Below are 19,191 nucleotides of genomic sequence, written 5' to 3'. Positions count from 1 at the left end.
CCGCGACACCACGCGCGCCCGGTCCGGGTCCACATCGCCCGGAGGAAACCCCTTGCGCGTCTCGCGAGCCACCACCGTCCTGCTCAGCCTCGCCACCGTGTGCGCCGCCGCCTGCCGCGGCGAGCAAAAATCCGGCCAGTCCCCGCCGCCGGAGGTCACAGACAAGCGGGACGTCGCCCCCGCCTCGGCGCCGCCCGCTCCGGCCGGCCCGCTCGCCAACCTCGGCCCGCTGGGCAGCATGCTCGCCGACAAGCTCGACGCCCCGGGCCCCTACGACCCGCCGCGCCAGTCGCCGGGCTTTGACGCCGGCAAACCGCACTGGCTCACCCTCGATCTCACCGGCGAGATCGGCGAGCTCGCGCCGATGTCCCTGTTCGGCGGCGGCGCCGTGATCGAGCTCCACGCCCTGCTCACGCGCCTCGATCGCCTCGCCGCCGACGCCAACGTCCAGGGCCTCCTCGTCCGCTTCACCGACGTCGGCCTCGACATGGCCACCGCCGAGGAGGTCCGCGGCGCCCTCCTCGCCTTCAAGGCCGACGGCAAGCGCCGGCTCGCCTGCCACGCCGACGCCCCGACCAACGCCGTCTACTATCTCATGAGCGCCTGCGACGCCGTCGGCGTCCAGCCGGTCGGCGAGGTCATGATCCCCGGCCCCATGGCCATGCCGCTGCACCTGCGCGGCCTCCTCGACAAGCTCGGCGTCGTCCCCGACTTCGTCCACGTCGGCGCCTTCAAGGGCGCGGCCGAGCCGCTGACGCGCAGCGAGCCGTCGAAGGAGATGCGCGAGACCCTGACGGCGGTGATCGACCAGGCCTACCTCACCATGCAGGCAGGCATCGCCGCCGGCCGCAACCTGTCCCCTGAGACAGTCGCGGAGCGCATCGACCAGGCGCTGTTCACCAGCGACGGGGCGCTCGCCGCCGGCCTCGTCGACAGCGTCGCCACCTACGAAGACTTCCGCACCCAGCACACCAGCGGCGCCCCGTGGAAGCAGGTCAAGCTCAAGGACAGCCCGAGCGGCGGCGGCTTCGACATGGAGAAGCTGCAGACCTTCCTCGGCCTCGTCCCGCCCAAGCGGCCCAAGGAGCCGCACATCGCCCTCGTCTACGCGCTCGGCAACATCATCGACGGCCGCGGCCAGGGCACGATCGGCGCCCGCCACCAGATCGCCGGCCGCACCCTCGCCGCCGCGATCGACAACCTCGCCGACGACGCCAACGTCGCCGCGATCCTCCTCCGCGTCGACTCGGGCGGCGGCAGCGCGATGGCCTCGGAGCAGATCTGGCGCGCGCTCCAGCGGGCCAAGGAGAAGAAGCCGATCGTCGTCTCGATGGGCGGCGTGGCCGCGTCCGGCGGCTACTACATCTCGTGCGGCGCGACCAAGATCTTCGCCCTCGCCAACACCCTCACCGGCTCGATCGGCGTGGTCGGCGGCAAGATCGCCCTCGAGGGCATGCTCGAGAAGGTCGGCGTCCGCACCTTCCCGATCACGAAGGGAAAGCGCGCCGCGATGTGGTCGGCGATGACCCCGTGGACCGAGAGCGAACGGGCCAGCGTGCTGGCGACGATGGAGGAGATCTACAAGGTCTTCGTCGGCCGCGTCGCCAGCGGCCGCGGCAAGTCGCCCGAGGACGTCCATGCGATCGCCCAGGGCCGCGTGTGGACCGGCGCCGCCGCCAAGGAGCGCGGCCTCGTCGACGAGCTCGGCGGCCTGACCGAGGCGCTCGCCGAGGCCCGCAAGCGGACCGGCATCGGCCCCGAGGTCGCGCTCGAGGTCTACCCGCCCGAGCCGACGATCAAGGACCTCGTCGAGGGCTTCGACATGGGCCCCAGCCTGGTCCGCGCCGCCGCCGACCACGAGCTCGTCCCCGGCCTCGCCGCCGCTCTCGGCGCTGGCGGCGTCGCGGCCGTCTCCGGCGTCCTCGCCCAGCTCGACGCCCTGCGCGACGACCCGATCCAGACCGTCCTCCTCTGGCCGGTCCTGCTGCGCTGACCGCCGCGGCCGGGCGGCTGTCCGGACGGACATGCTCGGCCGGGCATGTCCGCTGTAACATGTTCGTTCGGACATGCCTTCATGGACATGTCCTGTCCTACCCGTCGCCGACGTCGATCACGTCGCCCTCGTCGGTGACCTCGAACAGGCGGTCGCGGCGGCCGCCGTTGGCGCGCACCTTGGCGCCGCCGGCCTCGTGCGTGAAGTCGAGCACGATCGTGTGGTTGAACGGCGTGTCGACGGCGGCCAGGCCCGCGAACGGCATGAACTCGCCCGGCGCGAGCAGGAGCCCGGCGAGGTCGGCCTCCCAGCGGCCCATGAGCGTCTGCCAGCGGCGCCAGCCCTCGACCTTGAGCGCGTCGTCGACGCGGGACAGCAGGCGATCCGCCTGGATCTCGACCTCGCGCTCGGTCGGCGTGTCGACCCGGATCTCCGTGATCAGCCGCTGGCTGCCGTCGGCGGCCCACGTCAGCTGCGAGAAGCCGTCGAGCAGCGTCGCGTCGCCGCGCAGCGGCTCGTAGTAGATCGAGGCCAGCAGGCCCTGGCCGTCCGGCCGCGTGTACACCACCCGCATCGTCCCGCTGAGGCCGATCCCGGCGTAGGGGCACGGCGTGTCCTTGCTGCCGAACCACACCCGCAGCGCCACCGCGCCGGGGCGGCTGACGACCGCGCACGGCGTCAGCGCGGCCACGTCGGCCGCGACCTCGTCGGTGATGTCGGCGAGGCCGTCGTCGGGGTCGATGCTGCCGACCAGCGCGACGACGGCGTTCTCGATCGCCATCGCGCGGCCCTGGTCGACCATTTCGACCACGGTCTGGCGCATCTCGACCGTGCTCGCCGGCTCGGGCGTACACGCGAGCAGCGCGGCCGAGGCGGACAGAGCGAGAGCGGCGAGGCGGCGCACCGGCGGATCTTGCACGGGGTGACGCGGGCCGGCAACCTCGGGCCGCGCCGGCCGTCCGGCGATTGCCTCGTGGGGCCGGCCCTGTAACAGTATCCCCACGCATGGCCCCCCGCGTCCTTCCCGTGCTCGCCGCGCTCGCGCTCCTGTCCGCTTCGGCGAGCGCGGCCGCGGGCGTCCAGGCCCCGCCTTCGCCGCACGTCAGCAGCAGCGGCAGCGCCGAGCTGGCGCCGATGCCCGCCACCCCGCCGATCCAGGGCACTCCGCCCGATCTCACCCAGCCCGCCAGCGTCCCGGCCTGGCAGCCGCCGCCGCCCGACCTCGCCTCCCCGTCCGTGCCCGCGGCCACGGGGCCTGCTCCTGCGACCATGTCCCCGAAGCCAGGTGAAAAGAAGGCCGAGCCGAAGCGCGGACGCCTGTGGACCGAGGGCCAGCCGCTGATCGCCCGCGACTCCAAGGTCGGCGCCTACATCGCCCCCACTTTCAAGCTGACCGGCTTCGGACGCTCGCCCGGACTGATGCTCGGCGCCGACTTCGCCGTCATCGTCAACGAGCGCTTCATGTTCGGCGCGGCCGGCACGGCGCTCGCCACCCCGCTCCCGGCCCAGCGGACCGACGATCGCACCTTCAACATGCGGACCCAGTACGCCGGCGTCACGCTCGCGGTCGCGTTGCTGCAGGTCCGATTCTTTTCGCTCCAAATCGGCGCGCTCATCGGCGGCGGCCGCGTCTGCCTCAACGACGAGCGGCTCGACCGCTGCGTCAACCGGGCCGCGATGTTCGTCGCCGAACCCGAGCTGGGGCTGTCGTTCGCGCTGACTCGCGTGCTGCGGCTGGTGCTCTCGGGCGGCTATCGCTTCGCCGTCGCGCAGCCGTGGAGCGGCCCGAGCGACCGGATCCTCAGCGGCTTGACCGGCACGCTCGGCCTTCGCCTCGGCAAGTTCTGACAGCGGCGACCTTCGTCGATCGCTCCATTCGTTCGAACAACTGCCCGCGGACAGGCGACCGTGGCAGATGGCGATGAAGACGGGCTTGCTGGGCCCGAAGCGGCGAGTATCGTAGAGGCGTGGAGTGGGTCGCTTCGTCTGAGCTCGAGGCCACGCCTGCGGTCGCGCCGGAGCGCGCGGCCGTCGGCTCGGCGCGCGAGCAGGCCTTCGCCGATCTCACGCGCCTGGCTGCCGCGCTGCTCGGCGCCCCGATCGTCCTCCTCGCGCTCGCCGACGAGGGCTCCGCGTGGCTCGAGGCCAGCGTCGGCCTCGACGCCGTCGACGCCTCGCGCTACCTGTCCTTTTGTACCTCCGTGATCCAGCGCGGCGAGCCGCTCGAGCTCGGCGAGCTCGCCGTCGACCCGCGGTTCGCCGCGCACCCACTGGTCGTCGCCGGGCCGCAGCTGCGCGCCCTCGCGGCCGTCCCGCTGCCGGGAGACGGCCGGGCGCTCGGCGCCCTGTGCGTCCTCGACGTCGTCCCGCGCCGCTTCGGCGAGGAGCAGCGGCGCGGCTTGCTGGCGCTGGCGCGTCAGGCCGCCGCGCGGCTCGAGCTCGATCGCCGCGAGCGCGAGCTCGCCGAGCAGCGGGCCGACCTCGCCCGCGCGCGCGCCGAGGCCGTCACCTCGGCCCGCGCCAAGGACGTGTTCCTCGCCAACATGGGCCACGAGCTGCGCACCCCGCTGAACGCGATCCTCGGCTGCGCCGAGCTGCTGCGCGAGGAGGCCACCGCCGCCGGTCTCGGCCAGCTCTTGCCCGACATCCAGACCGTCGACCGCTCGGGCCGCCACCTCGTCGCCGTCCTCGAGGACATCCTCGACCTCGCGCGCCTCGAGGCCGGCGTCCCGCAGCTGCGCCGCGAGCCGGTCGCGGTCGCGCCGCTGGCCGAGGAGATGGAGGCCGCCGTGCGCCCGCAGCTGCGGGGCAAGCCGCTGCGCTGGCGGCTGGCGCTCGAACCTGGCCTCGGGGACATCGTCACCGACCCCACCAAGCTGCGCCAGATCTTGCTCAACTTGCTGAGCAACGCGCTCAAGTTCACCGCCGCCGGCGAGGTCGAGCTGGCGGTGCGGGTGGTCCGCGAGGGCGACCGCGAATTCATCGCCTTCCGGGTCGCCGACACCGGCATCGGCATCGCCGCCGACAAGCTGTCGCTGCTGTTCCGCGAGTTCTCGCAGGTCCACGACGCCCGCCACAACTACGGCGGCACCGGCCTCGGCCTCGCCATCAGCCGCCGCTTCGCCCGCCTGCTCGGCGGCGACATCCTCGTCGACAGCGAGCTCGGCCGCGGCTCCCGCTTCACCCTGCTGCTCCCCCGCGGCGAGCCACCGCCTGGCCCGCGTGACATGTCCTGAATGACATGCTCTTTGCGGCATGCCGTGAAAGACATGTCCTCCGGCGCCCCCGCCCGAACCCGCCCGTCCTGGCCGCCGGCCGCCCTAGAATCGACCCTGCAGCACGAGCCCGCCCATGGTCGGCAGCACGCGCACGCGCGCGCGCTGGCTCGACTCCCACTCGGCGGTGGCCCGCTTGCCCTGGGCGAACGCCACCGCGCCGCCGATGATGAGGCCGAGGCCGACGACGCCCACGGCCATCATCCCGAACGCGACCCCGTTGGCGCGCGCGCCGTCGGCCTTGAGGTCCTGGCGCTCGCCGCGGAGGGCGTCGCAGGTCATCGTGTCGGCCCCGGGCGCGTCCTCGGGCTGCGCGAGGCCGCAGCCGCCCGCCTCGAGCTGGTCGTAGATCCCGCCCGCACCGTTGAGCTGGTCGTGCAGCCTGGCGCCCTTGCTGGCGAACGCGGCGCTGACCGCCACGCCGACCACCGTCAGCGCTCCCCCGCCGCTCATCAGCCCGATGCCGAGCAGCCGCCGCGACTTCCCGGGGTCGACCGGGTCGGGCGCCGGCGGCGGCGGCTCAGGCTCGGGCGCCACCTCGGGCGGACGGATCCGCTCGATCTCGGCGTCGATCTCGGCCAGCACCGGCTTCACCTCCTCCGGGTCGGCGCCGAGCGCCGGGTCCTTCTCGATCGCGTCGACGTACTCGACCAGCGCCTTCTTGGCCGCGTGCAGCAGGTCGGGCTGCTGCTCGGCGTCGTAGAGCCGCTTGTACGCCAGCCCGATGTTGTAGAGGATCAGCGGGTTCTTCGAGCACTTGTGGGCCGCCTCGAACTTCTCGATCGCGGCCTTGGTGAACTTCTGATCGTAGTCCTTGAGGCCCTCTTCGTAGAGGGCGCTCGGGTTGCGGCAGTTGGACGCTGGCTTGTCCTTGGATCCGGCAACGGGACTCACGGCGAAGTTGGCCGCGAACACGAGGTGGAGCGTGAGCCGCAACATCGGGCGCGAGGCAGACCCATACCACGGATCCGTGAGGGACGGCGGGTTTCGACCGGTCGAGCCCGCTCGCGCGCGAAAACCCCTGCGCGCCGCGGCGTCGGGCCCGGTCTCGCGGCCGCCCGCGGCCCGGGTGCTCTGGTCGCCCTCGGGGGTTCGCGTTACTGTTCCACGCGTGTTGCGAGATCTGCTGCGCAAGGCGCAATCGATGGCGGAGAAGCACCTCCCCGAGGGTGTCCGCGAGACCAGCCGCAAGCTCATCGAGCAGGTGCAGGAGCGCGCCGCGGCGCTCGGGGGCCGCAGCGAGCCCCGCCCCGCGCCGCCCGCCGACGGGCCCGCGCCGCAGGATGAACCATTGGACAGGTCCGATCCGATCGTCGTCGTCGTGTTCGGCTACCCGGGCGACGCGGCCACCGATCGCGTGGCCGCCCTGTTCACCGCCGAGGGCATCGCCTTCCGGCGCATGAACCTCCACGACCAGCCGCAGGCGGCCCGCCAGATCGCCGGCGTCACCGGCGTGATGTCCCCGCCCTACGTCTACGTCCGCGGCCGCTTCTGGGGCGGCGAGGGCGAGATCGACGGCCTGCGCGCGCTCGGGGAGCTGCACGCGGTGGTCGCGGGCGACCTCGCCGGGCTCAGCGACGAGGCGCGCAGGATCGGCAAGCTGCGCGAGGAATTCGACGACGCCCTGACCGCCGACAACATCGCCTTCAGGCTCCGTCGCGGACACATCCTCACCCTCGACGACCTCGACTGCTGGTTCGAGCCAGGTCCCGAAGGACAGGGCCGATTGTTCTACGACGGCGCGCCGCGGGCCGCCGACGAGCTCGAGCAGGTCGCGGCCGAGATCGCGGCGCGCAACGCCGACGGGGAGCTGCGCGCGGTCTGGCGCTTCGAGCCCGCCGTGTCGATCTGAGCCCCTCGCGGGCGTCGTCGACGGGGAGCCGCTTCCGTCGCACGCCCTGGCGCCCCTCGCCCCATATGCAGCGCAAAAAAAGAAGGGGCCGCGCGGAGCGGCCCCTTCTTCGTCGCAGCGACCGCCTCGGCTCAGCCGCCGGTGGTCGTCGTCGTCTCGCCGCCGGTCGACATCATCGTGTCGGTGCCGGTCATGCCGACGTCCTCGGACTGGTCACCGCACTGCGAGAGCAGGCGGGGCGCCACGTCGACGGCCCACACGCCGCTGCAGTACTGGCCGAAGTTCGGCCACACCTTGTTGTTGACGTCCTTGTACAGGGTGTTGTCCGGGTCGAAGGCGAACGGGCACAGGTCGCACGAGTCGCCGATCCCGTCGAAGTCCTGGTCGCGCTGCGGCAGCGTGCACATGAACTTGTAAAGCTCGTTGGCGTCGCGGTTGATGCCCGGGCTGTCGAGCGTGAGCGGCTGACCGGCCTCGGCGCAGCCTTCCGGCAGGTTGACGACGCCCCGGGTGCTGAGGACCTTCGGCGGGAGCTGACGGCACTTGTCGGGGCCCTCGCCGCCGCAGTCGGCCTTGAGCGGGACGAACAGCGGGGGCTTGGGCGGCTCGGAGCCGTCCATCGCCATCGACCACGCCTCGCGCGCGGCCTGGTACTCCATCATCAGGCGCTCGACCTCGTCGCGCTCCAGCGGCATGCCGTCGGGCATGAGGCGCGGGGCGTCGAGCGTGTCGGCCTTAAACACCGTGGTGCAGCACATGCCCGAGGGCGCGACCTTGTCGTAGAACGCGATCGGGCGCGCGTCGGGGGTCTCGTAGCACTCGTTGTTGGTCTCGCAGTTGAAGCCGACGAAGTCGCCGTCGGCGTCGTTCTCCTCCGACATGCCCATCTGGACCTGCTGCGGGTTCTGGTCGTACGGGCAGGTGTCGCAGATGTCGCCGACGTCGTCGCCGTCGAAGTCCGAGTGGTTGCTGCAGAACCCGGCGTTGCAGGTCACGTCCTCGCCGCCGCAGTCGGCGTCGACGGTGCAGGCCTTGACGCGCTGACGCGGGCACTTGTCGTCGCCGTTGGGGACGCCGTCCTGGTCGAAGTCGTCCTCGATCCCGAAGCCGACCGGGCCCGCAGCGCCCTGCCCGCCCATCGCGGTCAGGCCGGCCTCGGCGCATGCGTCACCGATGAAAGCGAGACCATCGTTGTCGACCTGGCACTGGCTGTCGTTCTGGAACGGGACCGGGTCGCCGATCTTCGCCGGGGTCAAGCTGGGCCCGTCGCCGAAGTCGCCGCAGTTGGGCACGGTGATGCAGTTGTCGCAGACGTCGCCGATGCCGTCGCGGTCGAAGTCCGACTGATCCGGGATGTTGCGGATCTTCATCTTCTCCGACACCATCCCCGCGTTTTTGTTGTACGTGTCGACCGGGCGGGTGCAGAAGTCGCACTCGTTGCCGATGCCGTCCTTGTCGGTGTCGGCCTGCGTGTTCATGGTCGGCACCGTCGGGCACAGGTCGACGTCGTCGCCGGCCTCGTCGCCGTCGACGTTGTCCTGGTTCGGGTTGAAGACCTCGGGCGCGTTGTCGCAGGAGAACGGGAAGCCGTCGAGGTCTTCGTCCTCCTTGCACTTCGGCGAGTCGATCTCGAAGTCGTACCAGAAGTCGGGCTTGCTGGCCTTGCCGCTCTTGGTCACGTTCCCCTCGGCGTCGACCTTCGGCATGCTGAGCACGAGCGGCATGCCGCACGCGTCCCAGAACGCGGCCGCGTAGTCGGCGGGGCGGTTCTTCATCGCCTCGTACACGTCCTCGCCCTCGGCGAGCATCAGGCCCGGGACCTTGAAGCGGTAGCGGACCGGGTTGTCGCCGGTGTTCGGCTGCAGGATGGCGCCGAACTCCTTGGCGTCGATCTCGACGCGGACCGACCCGATCTCCTGGTCGCGGACGTTGACCGACAGGCACGGGACGCTGCCGTTACCGGCCTCGAGGTCCTCGGCGGTCTTGGCACAACCGGGGCCGCCGGCGATGACCTTGCCCTCGACCGGCTCCTCGTCGGTGCCGCCGAGTTCGACGATCTGGAGCTTCTCCAGGTTCGACGGGCTCATGTCGTACTTGTTCGAGAAGCGCAGCTCGAAGTCGTCGCACGCGCCGATGCGCAGGTTGTTGGTCGGGAAGCCGCTGCCCGGGATCACGTGGAAGTCGGGCGTGTGGATGACGTAGGTCGCCTTGCCGCGCAGCGTGTTGCCGACCTTGTCGCGGATGTACTGGAGAATGTTCCCGTCGTCGTCCTTCGAGGTCTCGTCGTTGAAGACGATCTTGTAGGTCGAGCTCGAGCACATCGCGCGGTCGAAGTTCTCGTAGTTCTCGAAGAACCCGTTGTCGTTGCCGCGCCAGCCGTCCTTGATGTTGAGCGCGCCCGCCCCCTTCGAGCGGCCCGCCGAGCAGGTCTCGGCGAAGCTCCGCGGCACCGCGCCGAGGTCGGCCGGCAGGAACAGCACGCCCTTGATCGCCGGGTCGTAGATCACGCCGCCGTTCTTCGACACGAACTTGAGCGCGTACTGGCCCTCCTTGTCCTTGCGGATCTTGCCTTCCTCGTCGCGGCACAGCGAGTCGACCAGGTCGGCGCAACCGGCCGCCGGCTTGTCCTCGCACACGCAGTTGCGGGCGATGCTCGGCAGCGTCTCCTTGCGGTCGTAGCGCGGCGTCGGCTCCACGCCGGACTGGAAGTACGGGTCGCACACTTCGGGGAGCTCGCCACCGCTGAGCTCGGCGCGGCAGCCCTCGAGCGCCGAGATGGTGTTGCTGAGGTCGGCGTCGGCGAAGGCGAAGCGGCGGCCCTTGGCGTTGGCGGCCGACTCCGACTGCGTCGCGCTGCAGCTCTCGTCGAGGCAGATCGGGTACGGCTTCTGGGTCTCGAAGCAGGCGGCGACGCCGGTGCCGTTCCAGCGCTTGTCGACGCAGTAGCCGTCGGCGCCGGTGGTGGTCGACTCGGCCCGGCACTCGACGAACCACTCGGCGCGGCAGACCTTGTCCTGGCACTCGGGGTCGTTGCCGCTGCACGCGACGCCGCCCTTGGTGCCGACGCAGTTCATGCCCGGCAGGTTCGGATAGGGCTTGGCCGCGCAGTCCTCGTCGGTCTCGCACGGGACGTTGGCCTGCTCGACGCCAGCGGGGCGCAGGTCGGGATGCGTCTCGCGCAGCTTGTCGTGCAGCGGCACGCGGAACGTGCCCTTCTCTTCACCCCACATGTACGAGTACTTGCGCACCTCTTCGCTGCGGTTCACGTACGGGATGAAGTCGCGACACTGGGCGAACTTGTCGCCCATCAGGTCGCACTTGATCGCGCTGCCGGCGTTGGGGCTGGCGAACAGATCGCGGCTCGCCTCCTGCTCCTCGCTGACCTTCTTGGTCAAGCCGTACTTGGCGACGTTGACCGCCAGCTCGTAGTCACACGCGTCGCAGCAGGTGTCGACGCCGTCCTGCGGGGTCGTGCACGACTGCGAGGCGCGGCGGGCGTCGGTCTCGCCGGTGTAGGTCTTGACCTCTTCGCCCGTCCGCATCTTCAGCGGGATGGTCTTCTTCGTCTCCGGGTCGACGAACAGGCCGTCGCAGGTGTTGTCGGCGACGCTGTTGTGGTCGAACTGCTTGCCCTGCTCGTTCAGGTTGTCGATGCACGACAAGTTGACGAGGCGCGTGATCTGGTCGGGCTGGGTCTGCGAACCCGGGCGATAGTCGCCGTTATAGCGGGTGATCGGACCCTCGAGGTGGACGATGCGCGTCTTCCAGTCGTAGACCTCGAACAGCTGCGGGTTGACCGGCGACTTGCGGACGAGCTCGACCGACTGCGGATCCAGCAGGTTGTTGAAGATGAACTGCAGGCCGTCGGTGACGATCAGCGGCGAGACCTTGCACCACTCCTGAGCGCCGCGCGGGGCCTCCATCGCCTCCTCGGTCTCCAGACAGGGGATGACCTTCTCGACGAAGTAGTTGCCCTTCGTGATCTCGGCGGGACACTCGGGACCCTCGCACTCGGGGCCGAGCAGCTTCACGACCTTGCCGGCATAGTTCACGCCCGCGACGGTCTCGAGGATCAGGTTCTCGGGGTCACACACGCCGCAGTCCGGGTCGGACACGCAGCCGCCCAGCGCGGTCGAGGCGCCGAACAGGGCGAGCGCGGCGAGGGCCCACGCGCCGGAGCCGGCGTCGCCGCGGTGAATCGGGCGCGACAAGCGGGGATTGCTTCGGAGGAGGTTGTTACGCATGGCGTCGGTCCTGCTCATCGAGTCGGTTAGGTTTTCTGCCGCAGGGTGTCCGGAGTCGGCTTGTCCTTGTTCTTCATGATGCCCAGCACGTCGGCGCCCGAGTGCTTGGCGATGTCGAGCACCTCGACCGCGAGCCCGTAGACGGCGTCGTCGTCGAAGTTGACGAAGACGACCTTCTTGTCGCGGAACTTGAGCTGGTTCTCCAGCGTGTCCTTGAGGCTCGACTTGTCGACCGGCGTGCGGTTGAGCGTGATCGCCCCGTCCTTCGTCAACCCGAGGACGAGGTTCTCGGTCTCGGCCTGCGGCTTCTGCCGCGTCTTGCTCTCGGGCGGCACCTTGACCGAGAGCTCGGGCACGTTCTTCGGCAGCATCACCATGAAGATGATGAGCAGCACGAGGCAGACGTCGACGAGGGGGGTGACGTTGATATCGCTCTGGGCTCCCTTTTTGGAGCCGCCTGCTGACATGCCCATGACGTGATCCTTCGCGGCCGCCGGGGGCTCGCGCTGGTTGTTAGCCTACCGCCGTTTGCCGCGGAGGTATAGGAAAAACGCAAGCGGCGCGCCTCGGGGAGGGGCGCGCCGCGGGGTTTGGACGGGGTTTGGTTCGGACTGAGTTCGGACGCGGGAGGCCCGGCGATGTGAAGGTCGGTGAGGCGGCCGACAGCGCAGGGTCGGTGGAGCAAGCGCCCGGAAGACCCGCGGGCGGCCCGGCCGCTGGCCCGGCCGCGACATCACGGCTGCTCAGGTCGGGGGTCCGGACTGATTGGCGACCTCGACCACCAGCGCCACGTCCTGCATCTGGGCGTTGGAGGCCGTGATCCACTCCATGACCGTCTTGACCCGGCCCCACTGGGTGTCCTTGTCGCCTTTGACGAACAGGATCGGGCCCTTGTAGTCGTTGGCCAGCGCCTTGCCCGAGGCGATCTTGAGGTCCTCCTCGAGGCGGGCGAGGAACGGCTCCTTCTCCGTGTACATGTCCGTCTCGACCCAGGCCCCGTCGTCGTTGACCGAGACGAACACCTGGTCGCCCTCCTTGTGCATCGTCGCGGTGGTCAACGTCGGCAGCTTGACCGCGACGCCGCGGCCGAGCATCGGCGTCACCACCATGAAGATGATGAGCAGCACCAGGCAGACGTCGACCAGCGGGGTGACGTTGATGTCACTGTTGGCCTGCGCCGGCTGGATGCCGTGGTCGCTCTTGTACGCGACGTGCCGGCGGTGCTTGCCGCCCTTGCCGCCACGGCGCGGGCTCGTCGAGGCCGACATCAGGGGTAGCGCCCTTCCTTGAGGACGAAGTCGATGAGCTCCGACGCCACGTCGTTCATGTCGATCTGGAAGCCCTCGACCCGCGCGTTGAAGGAGTTGAACATGACGACCGCCGGGATGGCGACGAGGAGGCCCACGGCGGTGGCGACGAGGGCCTCGGAGATCCCGCCGGCGACCGACGACAGACCGCCGCCGCCGTCCGACGAGATGCCCTGGAACGAGTTGATGATGCCGACCACGGTGCCGAGGAGGCCGACGAACGGCGCGGTGGTGCCGACCGTCGCCAGCGAGGTCAGGCCGCGCTTGAGGTTGGCCGTCTCACGCTCCTTGGCGCGCTCCAGCTGGCGGTTGACCGCGTCGACGAGGTCGAAGTCGCCGACGTCCTCGGGACCCTCCTCGTTGAGGGCCTCCATGCCCTTGATGTACTCGTTCAGACCGGCGCCCACGACCTTGGCCAGCGGGCTGTCACCGTGGGTCTGCGCCGCCGCGACCGCCTCTTGCAGCTTGCGCTCCTGCAAGAAGTTGCGCAGCAGCATGATGTACTGGATCGAGTGCCGCCGCGACCGCGAGTAGGCCCGCAGGCGCTCGAGCACGATCGCCAGAGACAGCAGGAACATGAGCAGGAGCAACACCAAGATGACCTTGGCGAAGATGCCCATCTGCTCCCACATGCCTGCGAGGGAGAAGTCCGTTCCGCCGGTGTTGGCGAGTAGCGTGGTGATGTCCATGAGCTCCATGTCGGATGCCTGTCTTCTCGTTGGGGTCGGCTGTGGGCCTGAAGGCCGTGCGGTGGATCAGGCCCAAGGGGCCGTGCAGTGGGGGTCTTTTCGAGGCCGGCGGGGTTGAGGCCGCGAGGCCGGAAGTCGTGGGGTTCGAAGCCGAGGGTTGGACGCGGGCCGCCGTGGCAGCGGCCGAAGGGCCCAGGCCCGGATGGGGCCGTGAAGCGATCAGGCCCCGGAGGGGCCGGGTGGCTAGTTGAACTTGATGTTGAAGTCGACCTCGGAGCAAACCTTGGTGGCCTTGCCGCCGACCATGAAGGGCTTGAAGCGCCACTTCTTGACCGTGTCGCGGCAGATTTCGTCGACCTTGGGGTCGTTGTGGGGGAACTTCTTCTTGAGCTTCACGTCGGCGGTCTTGCCGTCGACGTCGACGCAGAAGAAGATCGTGACGGTGCCGGGCCGCTTGTCGAACATGCCGGCCTTGGTCGCCGCCAGCTTGTTGGCCTCGGGGTCGGGCTTGTAGATCGCGTTGCCCATGACGACCGCGATCGGCTTCGGCGCCGTCGCCTGGCCCACGTCGCGCTTGGTCGCCACGCCGCCGAGCTGGCCGCCGAGCTGACCGCCGAGGACGCCGCCCAGCACGCCGCCGGGCACACCGCCCGGCACGCCGCCGGGCACGCCGCCGGGCACCGCATTGGTCTTGGCGCCGCCCGCCGACTTCTTCACGTCGGGCACCTTGTCGGGCGTGTCCTTCGGCTGGACGATCTCCTCCGGGACGTCCTCCTCGGGGATCTCTTCCTTCTCTTCCTCCTCCTGCGTCTCGGCTGCCGCGGGCGGCGGCGGCGGAGGCGGAGGCGGCGCGGCCTCCTCGGCGCTCATCTGCACCATCAAGAACTGGACCGTCGGCGGGTCCACCTTGGTGATGTTCATCTTGTTCGCGGCCCAGACGAAGATGATGCCGGAGAAGGTGAGCGTGCCCGACACGACCGAAGCGATCGCGATCCGGCGCTGACGCTTGGGGTCGGACTTTTGGTACGTGAGATAGTGTTCAAACATGGTGCGGTCTCACTGGCCCCGGACGCCCGCGCCACAGGCGGGCGCTGCGGCTACTTGCTCCCCTGCCCCTTGCCCTTCTTGCCCTTGCCCTTGACCGGCTCCGGTTCGGCGCCGCTCTCGAGCTGCCGGATCTCCTCCTCGATCGCCTTCTTGCGCTCGGCGTCGGCCGCCTCTTCTTCGGGGGAGATCGGGCGCGGCGCCAGCATGCAGCACGGGCCCTCCGGCGGCTTGTCGGTCGGGCACTCGGGCTCGACCTTGATGTCGCAGATCGCCTTCTGCTGCCGCCACGCCGACATGCCGTCCTCGCGCGCGAGGATCATGTTGAGGTTCTCGTAGGCGGTGTTCTGCGCCGGGTCGTCGCCGTACCGCCGCGCCAGCTGCCGCTGGGTGTACGCGATCGACCGGTAGATGTACGCCTCGATGAACTTGTGGTCGATCATCGTCGCCTTGTCGAGGAGGGCGATCGCCTCGTTGGCCAGCGCCAGGCGCTCCTCCTCCGACAAGTTGGTGTTGTACTGCACGCCGCTGTCGGGCTCGGGGTAGAGCCGCTCGAGCTTGCGGATCGCCAGCGAGAGGTACGCGCGCACGCTGGTCGGGAAGTCGACCGTGCGCTTGACGAACCACTCGTCGGCGTCCTTGGTGCGCCCGCAGGTGTCGTACTGCTTGGCGATGCGCGTGTACCAGCCCTCTTCCTTCGGCTCCTGGTTGTGCTTCTCGAGGAAGTACGACAGCAGGTCGTCGCAGCGCTCGTCGGCGTCGAGCAGCGCGAGCCGGTGGTTGAGGTACGCCTCGCGGTCGGCCTCGGTCACGTCGTTGCCGGAGCGATCGAGCCACGTCTTGAAGTCGGACAGCGCGAGGTCGGTGAAGACCTTGCGATCGGCGAGCTGGTTCGGATCCTTGATCTTGAGGACGATGCTCTCGGCCGCGCACGCGCGGTTCCAGAACAGCGTGACCAGGTCGGGCTCCAGCTTCTCGGCCTCGTTGTACTTCTCGATCGCCTCGCGATACTGACCGTTGGCGTAGAGGGTGTTTCCTTCGCGGATGAAGTCGCGCGCGGCGATCTTGGTGCAGCCGGGCGCCAGGAACAGGGCACACGCGGCAACTGCGGCGAGAATCGGACGCATGGAGAGCGCCAGTGTACAGAGATGTGAGGGGAGTTCAAGACGCCCCGCGGATCCGAGCGCGGCCGTGCCGGCGATCTTTTGTGCTGGCGGCGGGGCCGCAAGCCCACGGCCCACGTGCGAGGCGGTTTGCGCGGTGGGGCGTCCGAACTCGGTCCGATCCGCCGATCTTCGTTCGCCCTAGTCATCCGTCCAGCGCGCGCCCCACCCCTCGCGCCGCATCCCCGCCCGAGGCCCGCGACGACGTTCTCGCCGCCGGCACGTCGCCGCCGGCGCCCTCCCCTGTCCGCACGCACCGGCGGTGCGGGCCGTGGATCGCCCGAGCCCCTTCTGCATCGGGTCTTCTCACCCGCCGGCGAGGGCGAGCGAGACGTCGGCGAGGCGCGTGCGGCAGGCTGCGAGGGCGATCAGGCGGTCGAGGCCGAGAGCGATCCCGGCGCACGGCGGCAGCCCGGGCAGCTCCGCCAGGAAGTCCTCGTCGATCGGCAGCGCCGGCGACCGGTGGACCCGCCGCAGCTCGTTGACCGTGGCGAACCGGCGCCGCTGCTCGTCGGCGTCGCGCAGCTCGACGTAGCCGTTGGCGATCTCCAGCCCGCCGACGTGGCACTCGGCCCGCCGCGCCAGCCACGGCCGGGCCGGGTCGGTCACCGCCAGCGCGGCGAGCGGCGCCGGGAAGTCGATCAGGTGCGTTCCTTCATGTCCCTTCAGCCATGGCTCGAGGAACATGTCCGACCAGGCAGTGAAGAAGGCGGTCCAGGCCAGCAGCGTCCGCGCCGGCGAGTCGGGCTCGCCGGTCGCCGCGAGCGCGCGGGCGGCCTCGGCGGCCAGCGCCGGCGGCAGCGCGGCGATCAGCCGCTCAGGGCCCTCGTCGCCGCGCAGTCGCGCGCCGCAGGTCGCCGTCACCGCCTCGAGGAAGCGGGCGCGCTGCCAGGTCTTCGGGACATGTCCGTTCGAACCTGTCGCTGCAAACACGCGGGAGACCAGCGCCTCGACGTCGGCGAGCAGCGGATCGAGGTCGGCGCCGAGGCGGTACCACTCGACGAGGTGGAACTCCTCGCTGTGACGCTCGCCGACCTCGGCGCGGCGGAACACGTGGGCGATCTGGAAGATCGGCCCGCTGCCGCGCACGAGCAGCCGCTTCATCGCCAGCTCGGGGCTGGTCGCCAACAGGCCCGGCGGCGCGGCGATCGGGTCGATGAACGGCTCGACCGCGACCGCCGGGACGCGCACCGGGGTGCTCACTTCCCGCAGGCCCTGGTCGCGAAAATAGCCGCGCACGGCGGCCAGCGCGGCGTCCCAGATCTGCACGCGGGCCGGCCAGGCCAGCCCGCCGAGCTCCGCCGCCATGAGCTAGGTGTTGATGCGCTCGACGTAGGCGCCGGTGCGGGTGTCGATCTTGACCTTGTCACCCTCGCGGATGAACAGCGGGACCTGGATCTTGTGGCCGGTCTCGACGACCGCGTTCTTGGTCGCGTTGGTGGCGGTGTCGCCCTTCACGCCCGGCTCGCACTCGGTGATGGTCATGACGATGTGGCTGGGCAGCGTCACGCCGACCGGGCGGTCGTTGTAGAAGAGGACGTCGACCGAGATTTGGTCGAGCAGGAAGGCGGCGTCGTCGCCGACGATCTCGTCGGCGAGCGCGACCTGCTCGTAGCTCTCGTTGTCCATGAAGGTGAACCCGTTCTGATCCTTGAACAGGTACTGCATCTTGCGCGACTCGACGTTGGCCGGGTCGAACTTCTCGCCCGAGCGCCAGGTCCGGTCGAGGACCGCGCCGGTGATCATGTTCTTGAGCTTACACTTGTAGAGCCCCTGCCCCTTGCCCGGCTTGACGAACAAGAATTCGACCACGACGTAGGGTTGGCCGTCGAGCTGGACTTTTGCGTTCTTGCGGAGTTCGGAGACATCCATGGGCGTGCGGGTGGGTAGTACCTCGGCGGCCTCGCTGTCAACGGCGAACACCGCCGGGCCCGCTCGAGAGAAGTCTCGTGCGCAGCCGTCGCGCGCTCTGCGCATTCGTGCGGCGTTCGCGCAAGGCGGATCCCGGTCGAGCCCCGCGGATCTCCCCGAGCGGGTCGAGCGTTTTCGCTCATTTGCCCATGGGACCAGCGCAGACCCATTCTGCGCGCGGACGCCCGCAGATTCCCCGAATTTTAAACGGTGAAAGGGCGTGCGACCGGGGTCCCTGCACCACTGTTTTCCCGCGAGAATTCGGTAACGGACGCGGCGAAGTTGTGGCAAAGTCCGGGGCCAGATTTTTCATCGAGGCCCACCGGAAAATGCAGCTTACGACCAAAGCTCGATACGGCCTGCGTGCCCTTTGCCATGTCGCTCACCGGGGATACGCCTCGGCCCACGTCATCGCGGAGCAACAGGCGATTCCCTCGCGGTATTTGGAGGAAATCATCGGCGAGCTGCGCAAGGCCGGCTTCGTGGTGGGCAAGCGCGGCCCGCGCGGTGGCTACAAGTTGGCCCGTCCCGCCGCCGACATCTCGATCGCCGAGGTGCTGCAGGCGCTGTCGACCCCGACCAGCAGCGGCCCCGTCACCGGCGACCCGCAGGACGAGATCACGCGGATCGTCGAGCGCTCGGTCGACGCTCGCTTCGAGGCCGCGGTCGGCCAGCTCAGCCTCGAGCAGCTGCTCGGCGAGGCACGCGACAGCTTCCGCCGCCGCTCGACGGACTTCATCATTTGATCGCATCCTGACCCGCATGCCGCCGGTCTGTGTCGACGACATCCTGAGCCTGATCGGCAACACGCCGCTGGTCCGGATCCGCAAGCTCCACGCCTCCGAGGCCCACGCCACCGTGTGGGGCAAGTGCGAGATGCTGAACCCGGGCGGCTCGGTCAAGGATCGCATCGCTCTGGCGATGATCGAGGCCGCCGAGGCCCGCGGGCAGCTCCGTCCCGGCGAGAGCGTCCTCGTCGAGCCGACCAGCGGCAACACCGGCATCGGCCTCGCGCTGGTCGCCGCGGTCAAGGGCTATCGGCTGATCCTCACCATGCCCGAGAGCATGAGCCTCGAGCGCCGCAACCTGCTCAAGGCTTACGGCGCCGAGATCGTGCTGACCCCCGAGGTCGAGTGGATGGAGGGGGCCGTCGCGCGTGCGCGCGAGCTGTGCCAAAGGCCAGGTCACGTCATGCTCCACCAGTTCGAGAACCCGGCCAACCCGGAGATGCACCGCCGGACCACCGCGCTCGAGCTGATGGCCCAGCTCGGCGATCGCCGCGTCGACGGCTTCGTCGCCGCCGTCGGCACCGGCGGCACGCTCACCGGCGTCGGCGAGGTCCTGCGCGCGCGCTGGCCCGACGTGGTCATCGTCGCGGTCGAGCCCGATCGCAGCCCGGTGCTCAGCGGCGGCACGCCGGGGCCGCACAAGATCCAGGGCATCGGCGCCGGCTTCGTCCCGCCGGTGCTCAACACCCGCGTGTTCGACCGCGTGGCCCGGATCGGCGACGACGAGGCGTTCCGCATGAAGCAGCGGCTCGCCCGCGAGGAGGGCCTGCTCGTCGGCATCTCGGCCGGCGCCGCCATGGTCGCCGCCCTCGCGCTCGCGGCCGAGCTCGGGCCGGGCAAGGACGTCGTCACGGTCCTGTGCGACACCGGCGAGCGCTATTTCTCGCTCGACGAGCAATTCGCCGCGCCCGCGGGCGCCTGAGGC

General features: G+C 70.1%; 16 protein-coding genes. 6 read left to right on the top strand and 10 right to left on the bottom strand.

The window, feature by feature from the left end; genetic code table 11:
- Nucleotides 1-52: 52 nt before the first annotated feature.
- Nucleotides 53-1,993 carry a signal peptide peptidase SppA gene (gene sppA / locus NAEX_RS40580; protein ID WP_096332823.1) on the top strand — a complete coding sequence of 647 codons (1,941 nt, stop codon included), beginning with the start codon at nt 53-55 and terminating at the stop codon, nt 1,991-1,993.
- A 97-nt stretch (nt 1,994-2,090) separates the two neighbouring features.
- Here the strand turns inward: sppA and NAEX_RS40575 are convergent, their stop codons facing one another.
- The gene (locus NAEX_RS40575) at nt 2,091-2,897 is read right to left on the bottom strand and encodes a hypothetical protein (RefSeq protein WP_143140631.1); all 807 of its coding nucleotides are present in this window, start codon (nt 2,895-2,897) and stop codon (nt 2,091-2,093) included.
- A 101-nt stretch (nt 2,898-2,998) separates the two neighbouring features.
- On the opposite strand from NAEX_RS40575, the gene NAEX_RS40570 reads away from it, so the two are divergent.
- Nucleotides 2,999-3,841, top strand: coding sequence for a hypothetical protein (locus NAEX_RS40570; protein ID WP_096332821.1), 843 nt, complete (start codon nt 2,999-3,001; stop codon nt 3,839-3,841).
- A 119-nt stretch (nt 3,842-3,960) separates the two neighbouring features.
- Nucleotides 3,961-5,229 carry a GAF domain-containing sensor histidine kinase gene (locus NAEX_RS40565; RefSeq protein WP_096332820.1) on the top strand — a complete coding sequence of 423 codons (1,269 nt, stop codon included), beginning with the start codon at nt 3,961-3,963 and terminating at the stop codon, nt 5,227-5,229.
- A gap of 84 nt (nt 5,230-5,313) precedes the next feature.
- Here the strand turns inward: NAEX_RS40565 and NAEX_RS40560 are convergent, their stop codons facing one another.
- Nucleotides 5,314-6,207, bottom strand: coding sequence for a hypothetical protein (locus NAEX_RS40560; RefSeq protein WP_096332819.1), 894 nt, complete (start codon nt 6,205-6,207; stop codon nt 5,314-5,316).
- 172 nt (nt 6,208-6,379) lie between these two features.
- Here NAEX_RS40560 and NAEX_RS40555 point away from each other — a divergent pair, with 172 nt between their 5' ends.
- Complete coding sequence (locus NAEX_RS40555) at nt 6,380-7,120, top strand: hypothetical protein (RefSeq protein WP_096332818.1); 741 nt, start codon at nt 6,380-6,382, stop codon at nt 7,118-7,120.
- A 131-nt stretch (nt 7,121-7,251) separates the two neighbouring features.
- Here the strand turns inward: NAEX_RS40555 and NAEX_RS40550 are convergent, their stop codons facing one another.
- The 8 genes from NAEX_RS40550 to efp all read right to left on the bottom strand — a co-directional run bounded on the left by NAEX_RS40550 (nt 7,252) and on the right by efp (nt 17,439).
- Complete coding sequence (locus NAEX_RS40550; RefSeq protein WP_143140632.1) at nt 7,252-11,331, bottom strand: thrombospondin type 3 repeat-containing protein; 4,080 nt, start codon at nt 11,329-11,331, stop codon at nt 7,252-7,254.
- 59 nt (nt 11,332-11,390) lie between these two features.
- The gene (locus NAEX_RS40545) at nt 11,391-11,837 is read right to left on the bottom strand and encodes an ExbD/TolR family protein (protein WP_096332816.1); all 447 of its coding nucleotides are present in this window, start codon (nt 11,835-11,837) and stop codon (nt 11,391-11,393) included.
- 270 nt (nt 11,838-12,107) lie between these two features.
- Nucleotides 12,108-12,632: an ExbD/TolR family protein gene (locus NAEX_RS40540; RefSeq protein ID WP_096332815.1), complete on the bottom strand. Its 525-nt coding sequence runs from the start codon at nt 12,630-12,632 to the stop codon at nt 12,108-12,110.
- Nucleotides 12,632-13,369, bottom strand: coding sequence for a MotA/TolQ/ExbB proton channel family protein (locus tag NAEX_RS40535; RefSeq protein WP_096332814.1), 738 nt, complete (start codon nt 13,367-13,369; stop codon nt 12,632-12,634). Before NAEX_RS40535 ends, NAEX_RS40540 begins: the two co-directional genes overlap by 1 nt.
- 234 nt (nt 13,370-13,603) lie before the next feature.
- Nucleotides 13,604-14,407, bottom strand: a complete 804-nt coding sequence (locus tag NAEX_RS52510; protein ID WP_096332813.1) for an energy transducer TonB — start codon at nt 14,405-14,407, stop codon at nt 13,604-13,606.
- A gap of 50 nt (nt 14,408-14,457) precedes the next feature.
- Nucleotides 14,458-15,531 (bottom strand): tetratricopeptide repeat protein, encoded by a 1,074-nt coding sequence (locus NAEX_RS40525; protein WP_096332812.1) that lies wholly within the window; start codon nt 15,529-15,531, stop codon nt 14,458-14,460.
- 342 nt (nt 15,532-15,873) lie between these two features.
- The gene (locus NAEX_RS40520) at nt 15,874-16,875 is read right to left on the bottom strand and encodes an amino acid--tRNA ligase-related protein (RefSeq protein ID WP_096332811.1); all 1,002 of its coding nucleotides are present in this window, start codon (nt 16,873-16,875) and stop codon (nt 15,874-15,876) included.
- Nucleotides 16,876-16,878: 3 nt separating this feature from the next.
- Complete coding sequence (gene efp, locus NAEX_RS40515; protein ID WP_096332810.1) at nt 16,879-17,439, bottom strand: elongation factor P; 561 nt, start codon at nt 17,437-17,439, stop codon at nt 16,879-16,881.
- 323 nt (nt 17,440-17,762) lie between these two features.
- Between efp and NAEX_RS40510 the strand changes: the two genes are divergently transcribed.
- Together NAEX_RS40510 and cysK are read left to right on the top strand one after the other, a co-directional pair.
- Nucleotides 17,763-18,224 carry an RrF2 family transcriptional regulator gene (locus NAEX_RS40510; protein WP_170136424.1) on the top strand — a complete coding sequence of 154 codons (462 nt, stop codon included), beginning with the start codon at nt 17,763-17,765 and terminating at the stop codon, nt 18,222-18,224.
- Between the two features lie 16 nt (nt 18,225-18,240).
- A complete protein-coding gene (gene cysK / locus NAEX_RS40505) occupies nt 18,241-19,188 on the top strand; it encodes a cysteine synthase A (RefSeq protein ID WP_096332808.1) in 948 nt (315 codons plus the stop codon).
- Nucleotides 19,189-19,191 lie beyond the last annotated feature (3 nt).

This window comes from Nannocystis exedens, assembly GCF_002343915.1.
Classification (GTDB): domain Bacteria; phylum Myxococcota_A; class Polyangia; order Nannocystales; family Nannocystaceae; genus Nannocystis; species Nannocystis exedens.
This window is presented reverse-complemented; position numbering and strand designations above follow the sequence as displayed.

Coding starts and splice junctions, on each gene's coding strand:
- NAEX_RS40570 (WP_096332821.1), top strand. CDS start 2,999: ATGGCCCCCCGCGTCCTTCCCGTGCTCGCCGCGCTCGCGCTCCTGTCC.
- NAEX_RS40560 (WP_096332819.1), bottom strand. CDS start 6,207: ATGTTGCGGCTCACGCTCCACCTCGTGTTCGCGGCCAACTTCGCCGTG.
- NAEX_RS40545 (WP_096332816.1), bottom strand. CDS start 11,837: ATGGGCATGTCAGCAGGCGGCTCCAAAAAGGGAGCCCAGAGCGATATC.
- NAEX_RS40540 (WP_096332815.1), bottom strand. CDS start 12,632: ATGTCGGCCTCGACGAGCCCGCGCCGTGGCGGCAAGGGCGGCAAGCAC.
- NAEX_RS40535 (WP_096332814.1), bottom strand. CDS start 13,369: ATGGAGCTCATGGACATCACCACGCTACTCGCCAACACCGGCGGAACG.
- NAEX_RS52510 (WP_096332813.1), bottom strand. CDS start 14,407: ATGTTTGAACACTATCTCACGTACCAAAAGTCCGACCCCAAGCGTCAG.
- NAEX_RS40525 (WP_096332812.1), bottom strand. CDS start 15,531: ATGCGTCCGATTCTCGCCGCAGTTGCCGCGTGTGCCCTGTTCCTGGCG.
- NAEX_RS40520 (WP_096332811.1), bottom strand. CDS start 16,875: ATGGCGGCGGAGCTCGGCGGGCTGGCCTGGCCGGCCCGCGTGCAGATC.
- efp (WP_096332810.1), bottom strand. CDS start 17,439: ATGGATGTCTCCGAACTCCGCAAGAACGCAAAAGTCCAGCTCGACGGC.
- cysK (WP_096332808.1), top strand. CDS start 18,241: ATGCCGCCGGTCTGTGTCGACGACATCCTGAGCCTGATCGGCAACACG.